This is a genomic window from Faecalibacillus intestinalis (genome assembly GCF_015097455.1).
Taxonomy (GTDB): Bacteria; Bacillota_I; Bacilli_A; order Erysipelotrichales; family Coprobacillaceae; genus Faecalibacillus; species Faecalibacillus intestinalis.
This window is the reverse complement of record NZ_AP024085.1, coordinates 929,762-950,967: the sequence shown is the minus strand read 5'-3', so window position 1 is coordinate 950,967 and position 21,206 is coordinate 929,762. Positions and strand designations below refer to the sequence as shown.

The 21,206-nt window shown below is 28.5% G+C and carries 29 protein-coding genes and 1 pseudogene; 6 read left to right on the top strand and 24 right to left on the bottom strand.

The genetic code is table 11. The features are described from left to right. Positions 1 to 7 precede the first annotated feature (7 nt). The gene (locus Fi14EGH31_RS04940; RefSeq protein WP_117347182.1) at positions 8 to 1,279 is read right to left on the bottom strand and encodes an L-cysteine desulfidase family protein; all 1,272 of its coding nucleotides are present in this window, start codon (positions 1,277 to 1,279) and stop codon (positions 8 to 10) included. Between the two features lie 110 nt (positions 1,280 to 1,389). Between Fi14EGH31_RS04940 and Fi14EGH31_RS04935 the strand changes: the two genes are divergently transcribed. Beyond that, positions 1,390 to 2,271: a LysR family transcriptional regulator gene (locus Fi14EGH31_RS04935; RefSeq protein ID WP_117828846.1), complete on the top strand. Its 882-nt coding sequence runs from the start codon at positions 1,390 to 1,392 to the stop codon at positions 2,269 to 2,271. A 25-nt stretch (positions 2,272 to 2,296) separates the two neighbouring features. Here the strand turns inward: Fi14EGH31_RS04935 and Fi14EGH31_RS04930 are convergent, their stop codons facing one another. Continuing rightward, positions 2,297 to 3,769, bottom strand: a complete 1,473-nt coding sequence (locus tag Fi14EGH31_RS04930; protein WP_200765194.1) for a family 1 glycosylhydrolase — start codon at positions 3,767 to 3,769, stop codon at positions 2,297 to 2,299. Positions 3,770 to 3,904: 135 nt separating this feature from the next. Here Fi14EGH31_RS04930 and Fi14EGH31_RS04925 point away from each other — a divergent pair, with 135 nt between their 5' ends. The 4 genes from Fi14EGH31_RS04925 to Fi14EGH31_RS15670 all read left to right on the top strand — a co-directional run bounded on the left by Fi14EGH31_RS04925 (position 3,905) and on the right by Fi14EGH31_RS15670 (position 5,522). Then, a complete protein-coding gene (locus Fi14EGH31_RS04925; RefSeq protein ID WP_117851000.1) occupies positions 3,905 to 4,342 on the top strand; it encodes a LysR family transcriptional regulator in 438 nt (145 codons plus the stop codon). Further along, positions 4,305 to 4,736 carry a LysR substrate-binding domain-containing protein gene (locus Fi14EGH31_RS04920; RefSeq protein WP_117480689.1) on the top strand — a complete coding sequence of 144 codons (432 nt, stop codon included), beginning with the start codon at positions 4,305 to 4,307 and terminating at the stop codon, positions 4,734 to 4,736. Before Fi14EGH31_RS04925 ends, Fi14EGH31_RS04920 begins: the two co-directional genes overlap by 38 nt. Positions 4,737 to 4,826: 90 nt before the next feature. Then, positions 4,827 to 5,198 carry a Crp/Fnr family transcriptional regulator gene (locus Fi14EGH31_RS04915; RefSeq protein ID WP_200765193.1) on the top strand — a complete coding sequence of 124 codons (372 nt, stop codon included), beginning with the start codon at positions 4,827 to 4,829 and terminating at the stop codon, positions 5,196 to 5,198. 3 nt (positions 5,199 to 5,201) lie between these two features. Then, positions 5,202 to 5,522 (top strand): helix-turn-helix domain-containing protein, encoded by a 321-nt coding sequence (locus Fi14EGH31_RS15670; RefSeq protein WP_117826078.1) that lies wholly within the window; start codon positions 5,202 to 5,204, stop codon positions 5,520 to 5,522. Positions 5,523 to 5,529: 7 nt separating this feature from the next. Here Fi14EGH31_RS15670 and Fi14EGH31_RS15300 read toward each other — a convergent pair whose 3' ends face one another. The 17 genes and pseudogenes from Fi14EGH31_RS15300 to Fi14EGH31_RS04840 all read right to left on the bottom strand — a co-directional run bounded on the left by Fi14EGH31_RS15300 (position 5,530) and on the right by Fi14EGH31_RS04840 (position 16,594). Further along, positions 5,530 to 5,622: a hypothetical protein gene (locus tag Fi14EGH31_RS15300; protein ID WP_227351989.1), complete on the bottom strand. Its 93-nt coding sequence runs from the start codon at positions 5,620 to 5,622 to the stop codon at positions 5,530 to 5,532. Positions 5,623 to 5,813: 191 nt separating this feature from the next. Then, positions 5,814 to 6,293: a hypothetical protein gene (locus tag Fi14EGH31_RS15295; RefSeq protein WP_234697828.1), complete on the bottom strand. Its 480-nt coding sequence runs from the start codon at positions 6,291 to 6,293 to the stop codon at positions 5,814 to 5,816. A 100-nt stretch (positions 6,294 to 6,393) separates the two neighbouring features. Further along, on the bottom strand, positions 6,394 to 6,978 hold the full coding sequence (locus Fi14EGH31_RS15290) for an FAD-dependent oxidoreductase (protein WP_267905658.1): 585 nt from the start codon (positions 6,976 to 6,978) through the stop codon (positions 6,394 to 6,396). Positions 6,979 to 7,025: 47 nt separating this feature from the next. Further along, positions 7,026 to 7,217 carry an NAD(P)-binding protein gene (locus tag Fi14EGH31_RS15285; RefSeq protein WP_233545321.1) on the bottom strand — a complete coding sequence of 64 codons (192 nt, stop codon included), beginning with the start codon at positions 7,215 to 7,217 and terminating at the stop codon, positions 7,026 to 7,028. Next, positions 7,195 to 8,385: pseudogene (locus tag Fi14EGH31_RS15280) on the bottom strand (oxidoreductase). Before Fi14EGH31_RS15280 ends, Fi14EGH31_RS15285 begins: the two are co-directional and overlap by 23 nt. Before the next feature lie 102 nt (positions 8,386 to 8,487). Further along, positions 8,488 to 9,120, bottom strand: a complete 633-nt coding sequence (gene pgmB / locus Fi14EGH31_RS04895; protein WP_022002159.1) for a beta-phosphoglucomutase — start codon at positions 9,118 to 9,120, stop codon at positions 8,488 to 8,490. Continuing rightward, the gene (locus tag Fi14EGH31_RS04890) at positions 9,117 to 10,805 is read right to left on the bottom strand and encodes a glycoside hydrolase family 3 protein (protein WP_022002160.1); all 1,689 of its coding nucleotides are present in this window, start codon (positions 10,803 to 10,805) and stop codon (positions 9,117 to 9,119) included. Before Fi14EGH31_RS04890 ends, pgmB begins: the two co-directional genes overlap by 4 nt. Continuing rightward, positions 10,802 to 12,169, bottom strand: coding sequence for a glycoside hydrolase family 1 protein (locus Fi14EGH31_RS04885; protein ID WP_022002161.1), 1,368 nt, complete (start codon positions 12,167 to 12,169; stop codon positions 10,802 to 10,804). The genes Fi14EGH31_RS04890 and Fi14EGH31_RS04885 overlap by 4 nt, the downstream gene beginning before the upstream one ends. Beyond that, positions 12,162 to 13,451 carry a PTS sugar transporter subunit IIC gene (locus Fi14EGH31_RS04880; RefSeq protein ID WP_022002162.1) on the bottom strand — a complete coding sequence of 430 codons (1,290 nt, stop codon included), beginning with the start codon at positions 13,449 to 13,451 and terminating at the stop codon, positions 12,162 to 12,164. Before Fi14EGH31_RS04880 ends, Fi14EGH31_RS04885 begins: the two co-directional genes overlap by 8 nt. Before the next feature lie 135 nt (positions 13,452 to 13,586). After that, positions 13,587 to 14,387 (bottom strand): MurR/RpiR family transcriptional regulator, encoded by an 801-nt coding sequence (locus Fi14EGH31_RS04875; protein ID WP_022002163.1) that lies wholly within the window; start codon positions 14,385 to 14,387, stop codon positions 13,587 to 13,589. A 78-nt stretch (positions 14,388 to 14,465) separates the two neighbouring features. Then, positions 14,466 to 14,648 carry a hypothetical protein gene (locus tag Fi14EGH31_RS04870; protein WP_117574953.1) on the bottom strand — a complete coding sequence of 61 codons (183 nt, stop codon included), beginning with the start codon at positions 14,646 to 14,648 and terminating at the stop codon, positions 14,466 to 14,468. After that, a complete protein-coding gene (locus Fi14EGH31_RS04865; RefSeq protein ID WP_107029838.1) occupies positions 14,596 to 14,829 on the bottom strand; it encodes a hypothetical protein in 234 nt (77 codons plus the stop codon). Before Fi14EGH31_RS04865 ends, Fi14EGH31_RS04870 begins: the two co-directional genes overlap by 53 nt. 126 nt (positions 14,830 to 14,955) lie before the next feature. Further along, the gene (locus Fi14EGH31_RS15550; protein ID WP_117825994.1) at positions 14,956 to 15,159 is read right to left on the bottom strand and encodes a diguanylate cyclase; all 204 of its coding nucleotides are present in this window, start codon (positions 15,157 to 15,159) and stop codon (positions 14,956 to 14,958) included. Then, the gene (locus tag Fi14EGH31_RS15545; protein ID WP_267905645.1) at positions 15,156 to 15,365 is read right to left on the bottom strand and encodes a diguanylate cyclase; all 210 of its coding nucleotides are present in this window, start codon (positions 15,363 to 15,365) and stop codon (positions 15,156 to 15,158) included. The genes Fi14EGH31_RS15550 and Fi14EGH31_RS15545 overlap by 4 nt, the downstream gene beginning before the upstream one ends. 6 nt (positions 15,366 to 15,371) lie before the next feature. Next, the gene (locus Fi14EGH31_RS04850; protein WP_158562050.1) at positions 15,372 to 15,572 is read right to left on the bottom strand and encodes a hypothetical protein; all 201 of its coding nucleotides are present in this window, start codon (positions 15,570 to 15,572) and stop codon (positions 15,372 to 15,374) included. A gap of 169 nt (positions 15,573 to 15,741) precedes the next feature. Then, entirely contained in the window at positions 15,742 to 16,251 is a 510-nt protein-coding gene (locus tag Fi14EGH31_RS04845; RefSeq protein ID WP_022002168.1) for a Gx transporter family protein, read from the bottom strand. Then, positions 16,235 to 16,594: a NusG domain II-containing protein gene (locus tag Fi14EGH31_RS04840; protein ID WP_022002169.1), complete on the bottom strand. Its 360-nt coding sequence runs from the start codon at positions 16,592 to 16,594 to the stop codon at positions 16,235 to 16,237. The genes Fi14EGH31_RS04845 and Fi14EGH31_RS04840 overlap by 17 nt, the downstream gene beginning before the upstream one ends. Positions 16,595 to 16,633: 39 nt before the next feature. Here Fi14EGH31_RS04840 and Fi14EGH31_RS04835 point away from each other — a divergent pair, with 39 nt between their 5' ends. Then, the gene (locus Fi14EGH31_RS04835) at positions 16,634 to 17,605 is read left to right on the top strand and encodes an FAD:protein FMN transferase (RefSeq protein WP_022002170.1); all 972 of its coding nucleotides are present in this window, start codon (positions 16,634 to 16,636) and stop codon (positions 17,603 to 17,605) included. A 19-nt stretch (positions 17,606 to 17,624) separates the two neighbouring features. Here Fi14EGH31_RS04835 and Fi14EGH31_RS04830 read toward each other — a convergent pair whose 3' ends face one another. From Fi14EGH31_RS04830 to Fi14EGH31_RS04810, 5 genes are read right to left on the bottom strand one after another with little or no spacing between them, the layout of a single operon-like run. Continuing rightward, positions 17,625 to 18,401: an RnfABCDGE type electron transport complex subunit B gene (locus Fi14EGH31_RS04830; RefSeq protein WP_022002171.1), complete on the bottom strand. Its 777-nt coding sequence runs from the start codon at positions 18,399 to 18,401 to the stop codon at positions 17,625 to 17,627. Between the two features lie 11 nt (positions 18,402 to 18,412). Then, complete coding sequence (locus Fi14EGH31_RS04825; protein ID WP_107029833.1) at positions 18,413 to 18,985, bottom strand: electron transport complex protein RnfA; 573 nt, start codon at positions 18,983 to 18,985, stop codon at positions 18,413 to 18,415. Next, positions 18,982 to 19,680, bottom strand: a complete 699-nt coding sequence (rsxE, locus tag Fi14EGH31_RS04820; RefSeq protein ID WP_117788208.1) for an electron transport complex subunit RsxE — start codon at positions 19,678 to 19,680, stop codon at positions 18,982 to 18,984. The genes Fi14EGH31_RS04825 and rsxE overlap by 4 nt, the downstream gene beginning before the upstream one ends. A 4-nt stretch (positions 19,681 to 19,684) precedes the next feature. Next, a complete protein-coding gene (locus tag Fi14EGH31_RS04815; protein ID WP_117788206.1) occupies positions 19,685 to 20,287 on the bottom strand; it encodes an RnfABCDGE type electron transport complex subunit G in 603 nt (200 codons plus the stop codon). Continuing rightward, on the bottom strand, positions 20,284 to 21,201 hold the full coding sequence (locus tag Fi14EGH31_RS04810) for an RnfABCDGE type electron transport complex subunit D (RefSeq protein ID WP_117788204.1): 918 nt from the start codon (positions 21,199 to 21,201) through the stop codon (positions 20,284 to 20,286). Before Fi14EGH31_RS04810 ends, Fi14EGH31_RS04815 begins: the two co-directional genes overlap by 4 nt. Between the last annotated feature and the right edge of the window lie 5 nt (positions 21,202 to 21,206).

The window sequence follows — 21,206 nt, the reverse complement described above, 5'->3', positions numbered from 1 at the left end:
TTGATTATTATTCATGAATCATCATCTTTATAATTTCTTTATTCGTTTCCCTCATTCCTTCTCTACCTAATCGCCCGACACTTTGAATCGTTGCTTCAACATTTTCCATCACAAGTCCATCTCCAGATTTAAATTCCTGTCCATTTTTGTACATATGATAACCTAAAATAGCCGCATCAACACTAGAAGCAATTTTTGCTGCACAAGAAGCTTTTGCTCCATCACAAACAATACCTGAAACATTGGCAAGTGTATTAACAATTGTATGAATGACAGCTTGATAATCTTCATCGTATAAATAAGCAATTCCTGCACCAGCTCCAGTAGCGGCACTTACTGCCCCACAGTAAGCTGATAAAGTTCCAATACCACTTTTTTCATGAATCGCCACAAGGTTAGATAGAGCTAACGCTCTAAACATTTTTTCTTTTGAAACCTTTAATTCTTGAGCATAGATAATAACAGGTAAAGAACATGTCATCCCTTGATTACCACTACCCGAATTAATAACAACCGGCAATTCGCAACCATTCATTCTCGCATCACTACCAGCTGCAGCATAAGCCTTCGCTTTATTTTTTACATCATTGCCAAAAGATTTTAAAAGAACTTTTCCAATATTAGCTCCATAATTATCATTTAAACCTGCACAAGCTATTGCATAATTATAATCTATTTGTCTTTCTAAAATATCTTGAATATCTGTCAATTCGACAGTCTTTATAAAATCATAAATATCTTTTATATCTAATAATGAACGATCTGCTTTTTCTTTTTTTACAACACTTTTTTCTTCTTGAAGGATTTGTCCATTTTTTTCTATACAAACAACATGCATATGAGAATCACTTATTCTCACTTTTACATACTCTTTTTTATTCCAAACCGTTATTATGTAATCAAATACTTTTGAACTATCCAAAAAATGTTCTTCAAAATCTACTTTTTCTATATATTGATCAATTTCTTTCTTTGTTTTTTCATCAATTTGACTTAATACTTCTAAATATTTATCATCATTGCCTCCTATGATTCCAGCACAAACAGCTGCTTTAATTCCTTTTAAATGATGTGTATGAGGAACAATGACACTCTTTACATTTTTTATAATACTTCCACTTGCTTCTACAACAATTTTTGTAGGTAGATGATTTAACACTTTTCTAGCAATACTTGCTCCATACGCTAATGAAATCGGTTCTGTACATCCCATAGCAGGTATTAATTCTTCTTTTAATATTTGAACAAATGCTTGATATTTTTGCTCTGTCTTTTTCATATGAATACTCCTTGATTAATTGATAACTCTAGTTTAATATGAATATGTTATCAAGTAAATTAAACGTTTTTAATAAAGCTGTTTAATTTTTTTAATACTAGGAGACTCTTATGGAAATACAAGAACTTATTTCATTTACAACTATTGTTCAACAAGGAAGTTTTTCAAAAGCTTCTAAAAAATTAGATTATTGTCAAGGATCTATCACCATTCATATCAAAAATCTTGAAAGAGAACTTGGTGTACAATTATTTGATCGCTTAGGTAAAAAAGTAACTCTTACAAATCATGGTAAAACATTTTATCAGCACTGTTTGAAGATACTTGATGATATTTCATGTGCGAAAGAAGCCATCAATCCTTCATTAGAACTTAATGGTCATCTTACAATTGGAACTATTGATTCATTATGTTCTTCCATAGTTCCTCAGCTTATTTGTAAATATCATCAATACCATCCTCATGTATCCGTTTCAATTACAACAGATACAATCGAAGGTCTATTAAAAATGCTTAAAAATAATGATATTGATTTTGCATATTTAGTTGATAAACAACTTTTAGATACAGATTGGCTAAAAATATATCAATCTAAAGAAGAAGTTACTTTTGTAGCATCATGTCATCACCCAATCTGTAAAATCAAACAGCCAACAATTCAAGATATCCTAACTTATCCCATTATTTTAACAGAAAAAAATGCCAGTTATCGTCGCCTTCTCGAAGAAAAGCTTCATGAAGACAATTTAGAAATTAAGCCTTTTATCCAATCTAAAAATACAGATTTACTTTTAGAACTATTGAAACTTGATCAATATATCAGTTTTTTACCAAAATATATTTTAGAAAATGATTTAAAAAATAAAACAATCACTCAAATCAATCTTCCTGATTACCAAATTGATGTCTATCGTCAACTTCTTTGTCATAAAGATAAGTGGCTTTCTCATGAAATGAAAGCATTCTTTCAATTAATAAAAGAAAAATATTAAAAAAGAATTGCATTTTGCAATTCTTTTATAATTCTTCTCCATTAGACTTACATACTTTTTGATACCAGTAGAAAGAGTCTTTACGTGCACGATGTAAATCACCGTTGCCATCATCATCCATATCAACATAGATAAATCCATAACGTTTTCTCATTTCACCAGTTCCTGCTGAAACCACATCAATACATCCCCAAGGCATATATCCCATTAAATCAACACCATCTTCATCAACTGCTTTTTTCATTTCAATGATATGTTGTTTCATATAATCAATACGATAAGGATCATGAATTGAACCATCTTCTTCCACTGTATCGATAGCTCCTAAACCATTTTCAACGATCCATAGTGGTTTATGATAACGATCCCATAATTCATTTAATACAATACGAAGACCAACTGGATCAATTTGCCATCCCCAATCATTTGCTTTTAAATAAGGGTTTTTAACAGCACTTTCTAAGTTAGAAGCTGTTTTTTTAGCATCCGCTTTAACAGTTGCAACACTTGTTGAATAGTAAGAAAATCCAATATAATCTACTGTACCAGCTTTTATTGTTTCTAAATCTCCATCTTCCATTTTTAATTCAATACCAGCATTTTTATATTCAATAAGTTTCCATTCTGGATAGAATCCTTTATTTTGAACATCTGTATAGAATGTACGTAATCTTTTTTCTGTAATACGTTTCCACATATTTTCTGGATTACAATCTTCTGGATAAATTTCTGAATAATTGATCATCATCCCAATTTGAAATTCTGGATTGATTTCATGACCACGAATTACTGTTTTTGCTGCAGCAACAAGCATATGATGAACAGCTTGTGCAACTTTATCTGGTCTAGATAAAGCTTCTGTAATTCCTAAGTTTGTGTAATCTTTACAGAAATTGATTTCATTAAATGTTAACCAATATTTAACTTTATTTTTATAACGATTGAAAATTGTTTCTACATAATTCATATAGAAATCAATTGTTTTTCTATTATACCAACCATCATATTCTGTTGCTAGATGAAGTGGTAAATCAAAATGGACAATTGTTACTTGTGGTTCAATACCATATTTTAACATTTCATCAAAAACATCATCATAGAATTGTAATCCTTCTTCATTAGGTTCTTTTTCATCCCCATTTGGGAAAATTCTTGTCCAGTTAATAGACATACGGAATGATTTAAATCCCATTTGGGCAAATAATGCAATATCTTCTTTATAATGATGATAGAAATCAGTTGCCACATGGCTTGGATAATATGTATCTTCATCCACATATGGTACAGCACCATCAGGTACTTCAGTTCCACGACGATCAATAAATTTTGTTGATCCATCAGCAAGCTTTAAAGCCATACGTCTAGGAATATTATTTCTTCCATCTCCACCAGTGATTACATCTTGAATAGCAAGCCCTTTACCACCACTTAAATACCCACCTTCATATTGGTTAGCAGCTGTTGCTCCTCCCCAAAAAAAACCTTCTTTAAATCCCATTGATACTTCCTCCTTGTTTTCTTATAATATTATATTCATTTTTATGTATTCGGTTTCATTTTTTCACTTTATGAAAATCTCATTTTCATAATAATACAGAATTCGTTATAATAAATATATATTCGGAGGGATAATATGAAATTACATCAATTACGTTATTTTCAATGTCTAGCTCATTATTTACATTATCGTAAAGCAAGTGAAGCCCTTTATATTTCTCAACCTACACTTTCATTTGCAATCAAAGAATTAGAAAAAAAACTAGTTGTTGCTTTATTTAAAAAAGAAGGAAGAACTATTCAACTTTCTCAAGAAGGAAAAATATTCTTAGATTATGTATCAAAAAGTTTACAAATTTTAGATGAAGGAATTCATGCTATTCAACCAAAAAAAGAAATTAGAATTTCATCTATTCCTACTGTCATTAATAGTTTTCTTGTACCTTTTATCATTCATTTACAAAAAGAACAACCTCATATCAACATACAATTTCGTAGTGAAAAGACAGAAACAATTACTCAAAAAATATTAGAAAATCAAAGACAATCATTTACAATATATTCCTCTTATTAAAAGAAAACTTGTCATTGTACTTTCAAAAGAAAATCCTTTATCAAAAAAAGAAAAAGTAGAATTAAAAGATCTATTAGATTATCCTTTCTATACTTATCAAAAAAATATGACACTTTATAGTACAATTAAAGATTTATTTATAAGTCAACATTTACCCTTTAAACCTACTAACTATTTTGATGATGAAAATTCGATGATTGGTTTAGTAAATGCTAATTTAGCTGTTTCTATTATGGAAGACAATGATACGCTTCTTTCTTATCAAAATATTATAAAAAAAGAAATTTCTCTTCCTTATAAAGAAAGAGAAATCTATATTGTATATGATCCTTTAAATATTTCTAAATTATCTTTAGATATTATTCAAGAAATGTTAAATTTTAAAAATGTTTGATAGATTTTATCTATCAAACCATAGAAATTATGATATTGTTTATAATTATCTTTTTATTTTAAAATTCTTATATAAAAGTGAGAATTTTTTATGGAAAGAAGTCAAATAATTGATATAAAACAATTTAATACATTTTATGATATTAACTATCATTCAATTGATCGATTGATTCAATTTGGTCAAATTAAACATATCAAGAAAAATACACTCATTATTGAAGAAAAACAAAAAAATGAAAATATATTTTTCTTACTTCAAGGTATTGCTTATAATTATTGCCTTTTTGAAAATGATAGTAAAAGAATACTCAATATTGAAAATCAAGGACATTTTTTAAACGAAGACGCTATCTATCAAGAATACGCATCTTCAAATATTAAAGTCTTAAAAAATTCTACTATTTTAGTAATTCCTATTTCTATCATTAAAGAGTTAATCCATGATAATTTTCTATTTTCATAAAAAATACAATCATCGTTAGCTTCTAAATATATAGAAAATCAAAATCTTTTAAAATTTAATTCTTATCAAAATAGTCAAGCGCGTTTAACTATATATCTTTGTTATTTAGCTCATAAACTTGGTATTCCTTATCAAGATGACATTGAAATTCCTTTTGATTTTTCAGTTGTTTTTCTTTCTCAATTAATTGGTGCAAAAAGAGAAACAACTTCTAGAATTTTAAATCAACTTATTGATCAAGATTTTATTTACTATCATCAAAAACACTTAGTCATTAAAAATTTAAATTTATTTAACCATTTAAAAAGTATCGCTTTTTCGTGATACTTTTTTAAAACTCTAAATTTAAAATATCTTTGATATGTTCAACCGACATTTCTTTTCCAGTCCATAATTTAAAAGTTTCTGCTCCTTGATAAAGCATCATACCTTCGCCATTAATAGCTTTTTTAACCCCAAATTTTCTAGCAACTCTTAATAATTCAGTTTCTTTAGGAGTATAAACAGTATCTGCTACATAAAAATCTTTTCTTAAATAAGTTTCATTCCTACTCCTGTTGCATTAACAAATAAGTAAGATTCATTCATTTCTTTTCTTAATGCTTCATGATCTGCTCAATCAAAAACTTTAGCTTTTGATTGAGTATTTTCATTAATATTTTTACAATTAATTAAAGCTTGATTATAAAATTCATCTTTTCTATTAAAAATAGAAATCTCTGCGACACCATCTAAAGCTGCTTGTATTTCAATAGCTGTAACTGCTCCACTAGCTCCAACAATCGTTATTTTTTTACCAATAGGATCAAGATTACTTTCTTTTAACGCTTTTATAAAACCAACGCCATCAGTCGTAGTACCAGTTAAAACACCATCATCATTAATAACAGTATTAACTGCTTGGCCCATCTTAGCAACAGGTGTTAAGTGATCTAAATACTTTACAATTGTTGTTTTATTAGGCATAGAGACATTCCATCCTCTTGCTTTCATTGCCTTTAAACCTTCTACAGTTTTCTCTAAATTTTCATGATCAACTTTATAACACATATAACAATAATCTAATCTTAACTTAGCAAATGCTTCATTATGCATTGTTGGACTTTTAGAATGTCTAATAGGATTAGCAATAAGTCCTATTAATTCTGTATTCCAGTCACTCTTTCAGTAATTCCTGCCATTTTTATTTTCCCCTCTACAATAATTCTTTTTGTTTTAATAAATGAATAATATTTCTTCCCTCTTGTGTTCCTTCAATAATACGTCTAGCTCTTTTACAGTCTCCAATTTCTAAAACATCACCATTTTTATCTTGATAATAATCTTTAAGTTGTAAATAAAGTGGATTATAAGCTTTCATTCCTAAACATACAAAGCCATAATCAAATGGAACTTTTATTTCTTGATTTTCTTTTTCTACAATAAAATAGCTTTCATGTACTTCTTTTAATTTTGTTTGTGTCATTTGTTTTACATGATGTTTTTCCATCATTTCTTTTGTTTGTGATTTTGTAACAGGATCAAGATCTCTTCCAATTTGATTCATCATTTCAATAATAGTAGGTGATGCCCCTCTATTAGCAAAATATTCAGCAACATCTAATCCTACTGCTCCTCCACCAACAATAACAATCTCTTTATTGGTTGTATCATCTGGATAAAGATCTAGATGATTCATAAATTTATCAATACTACTCACCTTATGATTATCTAAATCAATATTTTCCTTTAATCCACTAATTGGTGGAAGGATTGGTTTTGAACCAGTTGCAACAACAATATCAAGTTTAAAATTATCAACAAAATTAACGTTTGCTTCTACTCCTTTTAAAATAAATCGTGTAACTTTTCTGCTCTTTTTTCTAAATACTTAGGAAAATGAGCTATTCTTGTTTTTTCAGGTATTTGACTAATTTGTCTAGCTAAGCCACCTAAAGTTTTTTCTTTTTCTATTAAAAATGTTGTACATCCTACTTCACTTGCTGTACAAGCTGCTTCAAGTCCTGCTGTTCCCCCCACCAATAACTACTACATTCGTTTTCTTATTTACTTTTTGTTTTTTATAAAAATCATCATAGAAAACATCTGGATTAACTGTACAACGGATTGGTCTATTTAATCCAATATGATGCCCTGCACATCCAATATTACAAGAAATACATTGACGAATTTCATCTATTTTTCCTGTTTTGACTTTATGAGACCAACTTGGATTTGCAATTGTTTGACGACCCATTCCAATTAAATCAGCATCTTGGTTTTCAAGAATTTCACAAGCACTTTGAGGATTGCGAATATTTCCTGATGTCATGACTATTTTATCAGGAAAAGCTTCTTTAATAGCACGTGCCATATAACGACGCCATCCATCAGGATAATATGAAGCATCTATTTGTTTATGAATTGAATCACTTAATCCTGCAGAAACATCAATCATATCAACTTCTTTTACAAAGTATTTAAGTCATTCAATGCTATCTTCTAATGTATTACCACCATCTAAAAATTCATCTGCAGAAATTCTTATAATAACAGGAAAACGTGGACCGACTACTTTTCTTACTTTTTCTACAATGATTTTAGCAAAACGTGCACGATTTTCTATATTTCCACCAAATTCATCCGTTCTATCATTCGTAAGTGGTAATAAAAATCGTAAAATTAGATATGAATGTCCTGCATGTATTTCAATGGCATCAAAACCTATTGTTTGAGCTCTTTTAGCTGAGGTTGCATAATCATCAGCGATACTATAAATTTCCTCAACTGATAATTTTCTTGGAATAGCACCGCATTCTTTATTTGGTAAATTACTTGCAGAAACAGGTTGCATACCAATACGACTTTCCAAGGCACTTGCTCCTGCATGATTTAATTGGATAGCAATTTTAGCTCCATATTGATGAATTGTCTCACATAATTTATAAAGTCTTGGTATATAATTATCAGCATCTATTCTAAGTTGTGTAGTTCCATTACTTCCCTCTGGATATTTCACACAAGCATTTTCAACAATCATAAGCTCATAACCTCCTTGAGCTCTTCTTTCATAATAATCCATATGTAGAAAACTCATTTCTCCATTTTGTTCACCAAAATTAGTTCCCATAGGTATCATGACTAATCTATTTTCTAATGTTAATCCATTAATTTCTATTGGTTCAAATAAGTTTTTATATTGGTTCATTGATATCCCTCCACATATTATTCAAACAAATAGAAAAATAATAAAAAATAACAAAACCGTGATATATATCACAAAAAAAGAATATGTCCTTAAAACATACTCTTAATACTTAATATCTAACAATTCTTTAAAACAATTTAAATGATAATCTGCAAAAGTGCAATGATAAGCACTTGATAAAGCTGCTACATTCATAGAAGCGCTTTTAGCAGCAAAACATCCTGAAATTGCATCTTCTACAACTAAACATTCTTTATAAGGAATATTAAGCAAGTCTGCAGCTTTCATGAAAACCTCTGGATGTGGTTTTGAATACTGAATAGAATTTCCATCGCTAATTGCATCAAAGAAAGTATCTAAACCTAGTTGTTTTAAAATAAGCATTGTATTTTTACTTGAAGATCCAATAGCAAGTTTTAATCCTTTTTTTCTTAATTGTTCTAGTGTTTCTTTGACTTCTTTAGATAAATCTTTTGTAGACATTTTTAATAAATATTGTTGATAAAGCTTATTTTTTCTATCAGCAAATTGTTCTTTTTCTTTTAATGAATAGTTTTCTTTTGATTTTTCTAAAATAATATCTAAACTTTCCATTCTAGAAACACCTCTTAAACGTTCATTATCTTTTTCATCAAAAGGAATATTTAAATCATCTGCTAAAGATTTCCAAGCTAAATAATGATAATGATCTGTTGAACAAATAACACCATCTAAATCAAAAATAATGGCTTTCATCTTTTTGTATCCCACCTTCCACAATAGACATCAACTGGACTTTTTCCAACAAATTTTTCTTTTCCAAGAAGCTTATCCACTAAAACTTGTAATGTTTGATCATTGTTTGTATAACAATTAATATAGGTTTTTATCATTGGTACATCAAAAAGATGATATGGATTAGCAAGAGAGACAAAAATAGTTGGCACATCTTGCATAAACCATGGCGCATTTGCTGCCATTAATTTTATCCATTCTACTCTTCTTGTCGTTTGATTACTCGCTGTATCATAATTAGCTACATAAATGACTAAATCACATTTTTCTTTGATATCTTTTATACCGCCTTCAAATACCTCTTGAAAATCTAAACGTTTTGTATCAAATTCATAAACATTGAATCCTTCTTTTTGTAATAAATTGGTTAGTGATAGTTGTGTTCCTTCTTCTTTAAAACCACCATTATCTTGATCAGTTAGATTATATATTCTAATTTTTTTGTATTTATCACTTGTTAATGGTAAAACACCTTTTTGTTCTTTAACTAAAGTAATAGCTTGTTTAGCGCATTCTTTTGCTAAGCTTTGATGTTCGATACAACCTACAATCTTTTCAGATTCTTCTACCTCACTATGGTCAAACAAGCCATTTGCCATCTTTGTACCAATAATTCTTAAAACAGCTTCATCTAATCTTTTTTGAGATAAAAGACCTTCTTTTAAACCATTTTTTATAAACATGTAGTCTTCAGCGATATTTTTATTAAATAAAATCATATCACAACCTCTTTCAATACATAGAGGTAATGCTTTTGATCTAGACATAGCTACATTAAACCCAATCATTGCTGTAGCATCTGTTACAACTAATCCATTAAATCCTAATTTGTTTCTTAATAACACTGTTAAAATCTCTTTTGATAAACTTGCTGGCATATAGTCTTCTTCATTGCATTCAGGATTTATTTCTTTAATATAATGAGGTAATAAGATATGCCCAACCATGATTGAACCTATTCCATTATTAATAAAATGTTGATATATTTTTCCATAACTATTATTCCACTTATCAACGGTTAAATCATTTACACTACTTAATAGATGCTGATCTCTCATATCCACACCATCTCCTGGAAAGTGTTTAATACAAGGTAAAATATGGTTTTCTTTAAGTGCTTCAATTTGACAATCAGCAAATTTAATAATTGTTTCTTGATTTGAACCATAAGTTCTAATATTTGTAATAGGATTCAAAAAATTATAATCAATATCAACAATAGGAGCAAATGACCAGTTACATCCTACTGCGTGTGCCTCTTTACCTGCAATCATTCCTAAATCATAAGCAAATTTTTCTTGATTAGTAGCAGCAACAGACATTTGTCTAGCAAAATATGTACCATCAAGGCAAATGCCATTTCCCCCACTTTCTAAATTAGCAGCCAATAATAATGGTATTTTACTTTGGCTTTGAAGTCTATGATGAATTCTTTTTATCTCTTTTGAAGGAAGTGGGCGATACATCATTGCTCCTGGTTTATATTTTTGAATGAATTCGTCTATTTCTTTTTCATCTTGAACATTACCTATAGGACAAAAGATTTGTCCTATTTTTTCATCTAATGTCATATCACTACATATCTTAGTAACTTTTTGAATTTGTTCATCATTTAAATTAAATGGATATGTTGATAAATCTATCATATATTTTCTCCATTTCTTTCAATAATTTCTTTATACCAATAAAAAGAATCTTTCTTATAACGTTTACAATCCATAATATCTTGATCTGTGCGATTGACATAAACTAGACCATATCTTTTTGAAAAACCTTGGTGTGAACTAACAACATCAATAAACGACCATGGACAATATCCAAAAACAGGATATCCTTCTTCTTTTGCACGTAATACTTCTTTAATATGGGCTGAAAGATATTCAATACGATAAGTATCATGAACTCTATTATTTTCTAATACATCACTATAAGCCATACCATTTTCAGTAATAATAATAGGTAAAGCATAACGATTATAAATTTTATAGATAATACTTCTAATTCCTAATGGATCTATTCCATTAGACATCCATTTTGTTTTCTTTAAATGTTCATTAGGACAAACTTCAAACATAGAACTTCTAAAAAATGGCGGTAATTGATAATTAATACGATGTTCTTTGTTTTCTTTTACACAAATAGATGAATAATAGTTTATTCCTATAAAATCTGGTTTAGAAGATTTGAGAATTTCATCATCCCCTTTTTCTTGAACTGGATAACAATCCATATTCTTTAAAATACTTTTTACTCTAAATGAATAACTTCCTTTAACAGACATATCTAAAAGCATATACATCATTAATTCCTCAGCATCCATTGCTGCTAAAACATCTTCAGGAGATGAACTATATGGATAAACATTTTGAACAGCATTTACGACACCAATTTTTGCATTTACATCAATTTCTTTAAGTAATTTCATTACTTTCTTTTCTGCTAATGAAGCATGATATGACATTTGATACATATTTTTTGTTTGTAATACTTTATCATTTTCATGATTTCCATTTAGATCACTTGCTGCCATAGCAATCAATTGTTCATTGATTGTCACCCAATGCTTGATCGTACCTTGCCATTTTTGAAAGCAGATTTTAGCATATTCAACAAAAGCATCGATACATTTTCTACTTTTCCAACCACCAAATTCGTCAACTAATGCTTGAGGCATTTCAAAATGATAAAGTGTTGGAATCGGTTCAATATCATTTTCTAAACATAATTGAATAATTTGATCATAAAATTCAAGACCCTCTTGATTGACATGATGTCCATCTGGCATAATTCTTGCCCAACAAAAAGAGAAACGATATGCTTTTAATCCCAATTCTTTCATCAAAAGAATATCTTCTTTAAAATGATGATAATGATCACTTGCTACTTTTGTATCAGCAATACCTTCTTTAACATGACGTACATCTGTTGTTGAAAGTCCCTTACCACCTAAATTGTAGCCTCCTTCTACTTGAAAGCCACTGGTTGAAGCACCCCATAAAAATTTATTCATGTTGATCCCCTTTTTCATTCATTAATGCTTGATTATCAAGTGTTTTAAAGAATGGATAATAAATAATAATCGAAATAACAACAGCAACTAATTGGAAAATACCCCAAGATAAACTACCTTGCATAATACCTGAAATAAGTGGTGGCATTGAACCTAATCCTAAAATTCCAATTGGAGCGGTCACAATTCCAAATTGAATTAATGCATATCCTAAACAAACCAAAACAATTGGACAAAGAATAAAAGGAATAAGCATAATTGGATTTAAAATAACTGGTAATCCAAAAATAACAGGTTCATTAACACTAAAGATTCCACATGGTAATGTTAGTTTTCCAAATGATTTATATTGTTCACTTTTAGCTTTAAAGAACATTAAAATAACAAGACCAATTGTAGCACCTGAACCACCTAAATTAGCTAAATCCCATAATCCAATATTTAATACATGAGGAATTGCTTTCCCTGCAGCCATGGCTGCTGTGTTATCTCCAATATAACTAAGCCAAATTGGAAATAAAATAGGTAATACTGTCATCGATCCATGAATTCCAAAGAACCATAATAATTGTGCAATTAAAATAATAATGATAAATGCTGGTAAATTTCCTGTTAATGATTGAAGTGGTGTTTGAATAATTGTATAAATGCAATCAGTTGCATTTCCATAAGCTGTCATTGCAAATAACGCTCTTAATACTAAAAATACAATGGTAATGATAACTCCTGCTAATAAAGATGATAAAGATTCACTGACCATTTCTGGTACAGAATCAGGTAATTTAATAACAATATTTTTTTCAGTAATTAAAGCTAATAATCTAGAAACCACTAGTCCTGCAAGCAATGCTACGAAAACTCCTTTTGTTCCTAAATAAGCTGTATTAAAGAAACTAATTCCACTATCTGCTAAAGTTGTACTATCTAATGGAATAAGTAACATATAAGCAAATAAAGATAAAAAACCTGATGTTAAAGTATATTTTTTATTTCCAAATACAGTTGCTCCACGATATCCTACTGCAAAAGCCATATAAACAGCTAATAAATTTGTAGTAACATTTTGAACTCCTGTAAATAACTGACCTAACCCTGTTTTAGCAAGTAAATCTGTATAAGGTTGCCATGAAATATTCGTTAAAATTGTAAAAACTGCACCTAACATGATTATTCCAAGAGTAGACATACATCCACCACTAATTGCATTTAAATATTTGTTTTGTGATAATTTATTAGCAACTGGAACAAGTGTTTTTTCTATAATAGATATTAATTTTTCCATTTCCTATTCTCCTTTATGTATCTGACATTGGCCTTTGTCTACATTGAGTATAACAAGAAAAAGAAAAAATAAGTCATCAAAAAACCAGTGCTATTTTCAAAAATAAACACTGGTTTTCATAATCTGAAAATTTTATTAATAAGTAAAATAAATACAATAATACATGATGATTATTTCTAGTGTATAAAGTAATGATATGCGAGATTCAGTATTTGTATTATCTTGACTGCATAAAATAACTTCTCGATCAATAAATTCATTTATCATTTTTTGATGTTCATTCATTGTTAAAACAACAAGTTTAACTTTCTTTTCAAGAAGAATTTGTATAACTTCATTATGACGATAAAAATAGCCACCTTCAACACTTAAAATAATAACAGTACTACCTTCTTTTAAAGCATGTGCACTTTCTAACTGTTCTTCATTAGAAATAGCTACAGAAATATACTTATTCATTAAAGCAAAACGATTTTGTACATGTTGAGCTAGTAAAGTTGAAAACTCTAATCCAAGAATTAAAACGTCATCACTATCGTGTATATAAGAACAAATACGATCTAATTGTTCAAAATCAAGATGATCATAAGAAAATTGAATATTATTTATTACACGATTTGTATAATGCTGAAGAATTTCCTTAACATCATTTTTATTTGCTTTTATCACTTTAGGAGAATAATCAGTTTTTGAAATATCCAACGTATTCAAACAGGCGTTTTTAAATTCTTGAAAAGAATGAAATCCAATAAGTTTAACAAAACGTGAAATTGATGCTGGTGAAACATAGCATAAATCTGATATTTCATTAATTGTTTTTTTAGGAATCTCACTATAATGTGTTAAAAGAGCTAGTGCTATATCATAATTTGTATCTTTTTTATATTGACCATTAACATATCTTAATAATATTGATAATACTGAATTTGTATCCATAACTACTCCTCTATATCATATGATGATATTATTTTAACACATTTTTTTATTTTTATAAATTTTCTGCTAATAATTCTACTAAATGAATCGTTCTATACCACCTATTTTAAGTCCTTTTTCACAACCATTACAATAAACTAATATATTATTTTTATAATGTTTGACCCATTCTTTCATTTTCTTTTCTTGAATATTTTGTGGTAAAAGTTCAATATAGTGTTCTTTTAATCTTTGCATTGTTTGAGGTGCAATTTTGAACAAGTATATCTCCTTCCTTTAAAAAATCATCTTTACTTCGACAACACTTATCAATAATAGCGCCTTGTTCTTGCATATATTTTGTAATTTTATGAATAGCTTGTTCATGATTTTTTCTTACATCATAACCTCCTTCATATTGATTAGCAGCACTTGTTCCACCCCATAAAAAATCTTTATTCATCTTTTAACCTCCTCGTTTTTTTATTTTATATATTATTTTAATATATTAAAAAAGCGGTTATAAACTATGGTATAAGATTTCGGTTTTTATTTAAAATAACAAAAAAAGCGAAATTTAAGTTCGCTTTTAATCCAATTCATTAATAATGAAAGAGTTTCTTCCTGCATCCTTTGCTTCATACATAGACTTATCTCCTAAACGAATTAATTCTGTATAATCTGCATCCTTACCTTTCATAATAGCAATACCTATACTGCAAGATACTGAGATAGTTTGTTGACTATTCTTATCATAAAAACCACTTTTTAATAATTGAAGAAGTCTATTCATCTCTTTTTACCAACAAAACAAAAAATAAATTCATCTCCACCAACACGTCCTATTTCACCTTTAAGTTGTTCTTTTAAAACAGCCGATACAAATTGAAGTACCTTATCTCCAACTTGATGTCCAAAATAAGTATTAAAATCTTTAAAATGATCAATATCTAAAAACCCTAAAGTAATTTGTCCATCTTTTTCTGCTTGAGCTTGCAATATTTTTTATTTTTCTTGATCTCGATTTTTTTCTTTTTCTATGTAATCTAATAATTCATTAATACTTATAGCAAGTTTACTAAATTCATCTTTTTGATTGGTTTCTAATCTAATTGAATAATCTTGTGTACGTTTGATTTGTTCAAAAGCTTGTATTTCTTTTTGAATAGGAAAAGTTATCTGTTGAGCAAAGAAACTTTGAATCAATATTGCTCCTATAACTAATAAAATAAAGACCAATAAATAATATATTCTAAAAGATTGAATACTTTCTTTTTGTCTTGTATCACCTTCTTATCAAGTATAAAGTTTGCTACTTTCTTTTGGGAAGTTAATAAATGTATTGTTTCTAATTTTTGAATAATTGACATGATTTTCACCCCATTTTGGTAATTCTTTGACCTATTTTTAAGTAGATTAGTTCACCTATCATTCCTATACCTATCCCTGATAAAATACCAAATAACATTAAATAGGGTAAATAATAAATAAATACAGAAGAATTAAAGAAACACATAGCAACGAGTAGTTGTCCAATATTATGAAATACACCACCCATAATTGAAATAATAAGATGTGAAAATAGTTTTGTTTTATTAAATATAAACATTATGAATAATGATAAAATACCACCTGCTAAACTATAAAGAAACATATAAAGATTTGTAAAAGCCATAGCTACAATCATAATTCTAAGTAATAAAACAATTAAAGCTTCTTTAAAACCAAAACATAAAAGCAACGTAAGGGTAACAACATTAGCAAGACCTATCTTAGCTCCTGGAATTCCTAGATAAAAAGGAAATAGTGTTTCAATATAACTTAAAACAATTGCAATTGCACAAAACAAAGAAAGATAGCATAATTTTCTAATAGACTTTTCCATCTTGTACTTCCTCTTTTCCTTCTTTTATTTCTATTATTAAATGATGTGGTAAACAAACAATTGTTGATCCTTTTTTATCAATTGTTCCTTGTTTAATACATAAATGATCTGGACAAGTAGCTTGTATCATTTTTACTTTTTGATTTTTTATTTGAATCGTATTTTTTTGATCTATTTTTATGATTTGATCTTCATTTAAAGAATAATAACCATATATTTGATTATCTTTTGTTATTTCTATTAATTGACCTTGTTTTCTTGATTTAAAGAAAAATAATCCTCCAATGATTAAAAATAAAATAACAATAACAACCAAATCATTTCTTAATGTTTTATTTTTCATTTTTTCACTCCATGATATAATAAGATAAAGGTGGTCTATATGAAAAAAATACTTATTTCTATCATTATTTTTTCATTTTTATTATGTGGTTGTCAAAAAACAACACCGCTATCTCATAAAGAATTTTGTTTAGATACAATTGTACAAATTACTTTGTATGATTCATCCTCTAAAAATATTTTAAATAACTGTTTCAATTTATGCAAGAAGTATGAACTTGTCTTTTCAGCGAATAATAAAGAAAGTGAACTCTATAAAATCAATCATGCTCATCACAAATTAGATGAACAACCTCTTTCTAAAGAACTTTTTAAAGTCATTAAAGAAGGTCTTTATTATAGTCAACTTTCTCAAGGTGCTTTTGATATAACCATTGGTTCTGTTTCTTCATTATGGAACTTTAAAGAAAATAAACTTCCTGATGATCAACAAATTAAAACTCATTTAAATGATATATCTTATCAAAATATTATATTAGATAATCAAAAAATACGCTTTTTAAATGAACAAACAATGATAGATTTAGGTGCGATAGCTAAAGGATATATCGCTGATCAAATTAAAAGTTATCTATTAAAAAATAAGGTTAACAGTGCTTTAATTAATTTAGGTGGTAATATTTTATGTGTTGGTCAAAAAAATAATAATCCATTTTCTATAGGCATTACTGATCCTCAAAATACAAATCATTCAATACTTAGTTTAAATATTAATAATTTATCGATTGTAACAAGTGGTACGTATCAAAGATATATTGAAATTAATTCAAAAAAATATCATCATATTTTAAATCCCTCAACTGGATATTGTTATGATAATGATTTATCTTCTGTTACTATTGTATCTAAAAGTTCTTTACAAGGAGATGCTTTAAGTACGGTTTGTTTTGCTTTAGGTAAAGAAAAAGGATTAGCATTACTCAATTCAATAAAAAACGTTTCAGGATGTTTTATTGATGATCATAATCAAATAAGCTATAGTAAAAATTTTAAAAAATATCTTTCAAATTAAAAACTCCTTTTGGGAGTTTTTATTCAATAATCTTTCTAGGACATTTTTCTTTACATTTTCCACAATGAATACATTTTGTATAATCGATATGTGCTAAAAAATCATCTACTGTAATTGCTTGAGTTGGACATACCTTTGTACATAGCATGCATCCAAGACATCCTGCTTTACAATTTTTATTAACAATAGCTCCTTTATCATGACTATTGCATCTAACATGACTATTTGCTTCATAAGGTACCATTTCAATAAGATGTTGTGGGCAAACATCCATACATTTTTGACATGATTTACATTTATCCTGATCTACTTGAGCAATACCATCAATAATATGAATAGCATCAAAAGCACAAGCTTTAACACAACTTCCATACCCAATACAACTAAAACGACACTTTTTATCACCACTACCAGGAACAATGGCGGCACTTAAACAATCATGAATACCATCATATTGATATTGTGTTTGAATTTGATCACAAGTCCCTTTACATTTTACATAAGCTACTAAATGTACATGGTTTTCTACTTCTAGATGCATGATTTCACCTATTTTTTTAGCAACTTCTTCGCCCCCAACAGGACATTGATTGATGGGTGCTTCTTTTTTAGCAATGGCACAAGCAAGTCCATCACATCCTGGATAGCCACAAGCCCCACAATTATTACCTGGAAGAATTGCCCTTATTTTTTCTTCATTTTCATCTACTTTCACTTCAAATTTTATACTTGCTAGCGAAAGTAAAATTCCAATCAGTAAACCTATTATTCCTACAACAAGAATTGAAATAATCATATGCATTCCTCCTAAATTAATCCTGAAAAGCCAATAAATGCAATTGCCATAAGACCGGCAGTAATTAAAACAATGGGTGAACCTTGAAGTACATGAGGAATATCATTATCAGCAATTCTTTCTCTTATACCAGCTAATATTGTAATAGAAATTGTAAATCCTAAAGCTGTTCCAAATCCAGCAACAACGCTTGTAATAAAATTATAATGATTTTGTACATTTGTTAAAGCAACACCTAAAACTGCACAATTCGTTGTAATCAATGGTAAGTAAACACCTAATGCATTATATAAAGCTGTCGAGTATTTTTTTAAAAACAATTCAACAAGTTGTACTAAAGCAGCAATAATAAGAATAAAAGTTACTGTTTCTAAGTATTCTACATGTAATAAAACAAGTAAACGATATAAAACGTGAGTAACTGCAGAAGCAATCGTAATAACAAAAATAACTGCACCACCCATCGAAAGAGCTGTTTTTGTTTGTTTAGAAACGCCTAAAAATGGACATAATCCTAAAAATTGTGATAAGACAACATTATTAACTAAAGATACACTAATGAGTGTTAGTATAAGTGTTTTCATTTTTCAGGATCCTCCTTTAACAAGGATTTATTAATTTGGCATTGACTACCATGACAATGTAAACAATCCCCTCCACATTTTAAAGATGAATTTTGTACATTTGTTGCACTAGGTAGCTTTAATTTATTTTGAATAGCTGTTAATAAAGCTAAGATAAAGAATGCTCCTGGTGCCATTACAAAAATAGTAATTGGTTCAAAGGAAATAGGTAAAGTCATTGAAAATGCTGTTCCAGAACCTAAAATTTCTCTTACTAAACCTATTGAGGTTAATGCGAGAGTAAAACCTAACCCCATTCCTAATCCATCCATTATAGAAAGAAGCGGATTATTTTTAGAAGCAAAAGCTTCTGCTCTTCCTAAAATAATGCAATTAACAACAATTAAAGGAATATAAATACCTAATGTATCATATAATGAAGGAATATATGCTTGAAGTAGTAATTGAACAACTGTTACAAGTGATGCTACAATCACTATATAAGCAGGTATTCTCATACGACTAGGAATTATTTTTCTAAGTGCTGAAATAACAAAATTCGACATAATTAAAACCACCATCGTCGTAAGTCCCATTCCCATTCCATTCATTGCTGAGGTTGTAACCGCAAGAGTTGGGCACATACCAAGCATTAAAACAAAAGTAGGATTTTCTTTAATGATTCCATTATATAAAGGTTTTAAATACTTCTTCATATTTTCATCTTCCTTTCAATAAATCATAAAAATCTAAGGCTCCATTGATTCCATTTGTCATTGCTTTTGAAGTAATTGTCGCTCCTGATAAAGAATCTACTTCATCTTCATTTTGTTTACCATTTTTAACGACTTGGAAATGATCTACTTTTTTCCCTACATACTGATTTCTAAACTCTTCATTTTTAGCATTCATTCCAAGTCCTACTGTTTCATCAATTGATAAAATTTCAACTCCTGTAATTTCTTTTTGAAGGTTGATACCAACAATGATTTCAATATCTCCACCAAAACCATCATGATCAACAACTTGAATAATATAGCCTATACCCTCTTTTTGTTTAAAAGATTTTAAAGCTTTTTCAATTGTTATCCCATTTTTACCATACTTATTTTTTAATTGTTTAGCTAATCTATTGATTTCTTTTGAATTAATTTCTTTAAATGATGTTGCTTCTTTCATGACTTCTAAATAAGCTTCTTGTTGACTTTGTTGAGCTTGTTTTTCAATAGGGCTTAGAGTAATTTGGTAAACATAACCTAAAACACCACCACATATAACTGTAATAATACATAAAATAAGAATATCTTTTATTATTTTCTTCATTGATAAACACCGCCTTTTAAAGTGAATTTATCAATTAAAGGTACTAATAAATTAGAAAGAATAATGGCATAAGAAACACCTTCTGTACTAGTTCCAAAAAAACGAAATAATCCTGTTAATACACCTAATAAAATACCATAAATAAGTTGTCCTTTTTGATCCATTGGACTTGTTACATAATCAGTAGCCATAAAGAATGCCCCTAAAATAAGTCCTCCTCCACAAAGCTCACAAGCTAAATAGTAAAAATCAAAAGAACAAGGTGAAAATAATAATGTAAAAATAGAAAAAGTTATGATATAAGTCATTGGAATTGTTAATTTAATAACTCCTTTAATAAGTAAATAAACAACTCCTATAAGCAAAGCAACCGTAGAAGTTTCCCCTATTGTTCCAGCAGTATTTCCAATAAACATCCTTATTAAATCAAAGCTTTCTCCATTTTTTAAAATTGCAAGTGGCGTTGATGAAGTCATCCCGTCAAATGCAAAATTTGTCATTCTTCCAGTAAAGGAAATCAATAAAAAACATCTTGCTGCTAAAGCTGGATTCATAAAATTTTGTCCTAAGCCTCCATAAAATTGTTTAACCACAATAATAGCAAAGAGACCACCAATAACAGGAAGCCATAAAGGAACTGTTGATGGTAAATTTAAAGCAAGAATAAGTCCTGTGACAACTGCTGATAGATCTTTGATGGTAATTGTTTTTTTCATAAAACACTCATATAAATATTCTGCTAAAACACATGTTGTTATCGTTGTTACAATAATCAATAAAGCATTTATTTTAAATTGAATAATTCCAAATAAAGTAGCTGGTATTAAAGCAATAATGACATCTAACATAATAGAAGATGTTGTAACACGATCTTTAATATGCGGTGAAGCAGAAACATGTAGTAATTGATTCATGAATA

What these genes read in the sequence shown, in the direction of transcription:
- Fi14EGH31_RS04935 (WP_117828846.1), top strand. Translation starts at nt 1,390, where the DNA reads ATGGAAATACAAGAACTTATTTCATTTACAACTATTGTTCAACAAGGA.
- Fi14EGH31_RS04915 (WP_200765193.1), top strand. Translation starts at nt 4,827, where the DNA reads ATGGAAAGAAGTCAAATAATTGATATAAAACAATTTAATACATTTTAT.
- Fi14EGH31_RS04815 (WP_117788206.1), bottom strand. Translation starts at nt 20,287, where the DNA reads ATGAAGAAAATAATAAAAGATATTCTTATTTTATGTATTATTACAGTT.
- pgmB (WP_022002159.1), bottom strand. Translation starts at nt 9,120, where the DNA reads ATGAAAGCCATTATTTTTGATTTAGATGGTGTTATTTGTTCAACAGAT.
- Fi14EGH31_RS04890 (WP_022002160.1), bottom strand. Translation starts at nt 10,805, where the DNA reads ATGATAGATTTATCAACATATCCATTTAATTTAAATGATGAACAAATT.
- Fi14EGH31_RS04930 (WP_200765194.1), bottom strand. Translation starts at nt 3,769, where the DNA reads ATGGGATTTAAAGAAGGTTTTTTTTGGGGAGGAGCAACAGCTGCTAAC.
- Fi14EGH31_RS15300 (WP_227351989.1), bottom strand. Translation starts at nt 5,622, where the DNA reads ATGCTTTATCAAGGAGCAGAAACTTTTAAATTATGGACTGGAAAAGAA.
- Fi14EGH31_RS04875 (WP_022002163.1), bottom strand. Translation starts at nt 14,387, where the DNA reads ATGGATACAAATTCAGTATTATCAATATTATTAAGATATGTTAATGGT.
- Fi14EGH31_RS04840 (WP_022002169.1), bottom strand. Translation starts at nt 16,594, where the DNA reads ATGAAAAATAAAACATTAAGAAATGATTTGGTTGTTATTGTTATTTTA.
- Fi14EGH31_RS04835 (WP_022002170.1), top strand. Translation starts at nt 16,634, where the DNA reads ATGAAAAAAATACTTATTTCTATCATTATTTTTTCATTTTTATTATGT.
- Fi14EGH31_RS15550 (WP_117825994.1), bottom strand. Translation starts at nt 15,159, where the DNA reads ATGAATAGACTTCTTCAATTATTAAAAAGTGGTTTTTATGATAAGAAT.
- Fi14EGH31_RS04865 (WP_107029838.1), bottom strand. Translation starts at nt 14,829, where the DNA reads ATGAATAAAGATTTTTTATGGGGTGGAACAAGTGCTGCTAATCAATAT.
- Fi14EGH31_RS04885 (WP_022002161.1), bottom strand. Translation starts at nt 12,169, where the DNA reads ATGAATAAATTTTTATGGGGTGCTTCAACCAGTGGCTTTCAAGTAGAA.
- Fi14EGH31_RS15295 (WP_234697828.1), bottom strand. Translation starts at nt 6,293, where the DNA reads ATGCATAATGAAGCATTTGCTAAGTTAAGATTAGATTATTGTTATATG.
- Fi14EGH31_RS04925 (WP_117851000.1), top strand. Translation starts at nt 3,905, where the DNA reads ATGAAATTACATCAATTACGTTATTTTCAATGTCTAGCTCATTATTTA.
- Fi14EGH31_RS04940 (WP_117347182.1), bottom strand. Translation starts at nt 1,279, where the DNA reads ATGAAAAAGACAGAGCAAAAATATCAAGCATTTGTTCAAATATTAAAA.
- Fi14EGH31_RS04880 (WP_022002162.1), bottom strand. Translation starts at nt 13,451, where the DNA reads ATGGAAAAATTAATATCTATTATAGAAAAAACACTTGTTCCAGTTGCT.
- Fi14EGH31_RS04810 (WP_117788204.1), bottom strand. Translation starts at nt 21,201, where the DNA reads ATGAATCAATTACTACATGTTTCTGCTTCACCGCATATTAAAGATCGT.
- Fi14EGH31_RS04845 (WP_022002168.1), bottom strand. Translation starts at nt 16,251, where the DNA reads ATGGAAAAGTCTATTAGAAAATTATGCTATCTTTCTTTGTTTTGTGCA.
- rsxE (WP_117788208.1), bottom strand. Translation starts at nt 19,680, where the DNA reads ATGAAGAAGTATTTAAAACCTTTATATAATGGAATCATTAAAGAAAAT.
- Fi14EGH31_RS04830 (WP_022002171.1), bottom strand. Translation starts at nt 18,401, where the DNA reads ATGATTATTTCAATTCTTGTTGTAGGAATAATAGGTTTACTGATTGGA.
- Fi14EGH31_RS04825 (WP_107029833.1), bottom strand. Translation starts at nt 18,985, where the DNA reads ATGAAAACACTTATACTAACACTCATTAGTGTATCTTTAGTTAATAAT.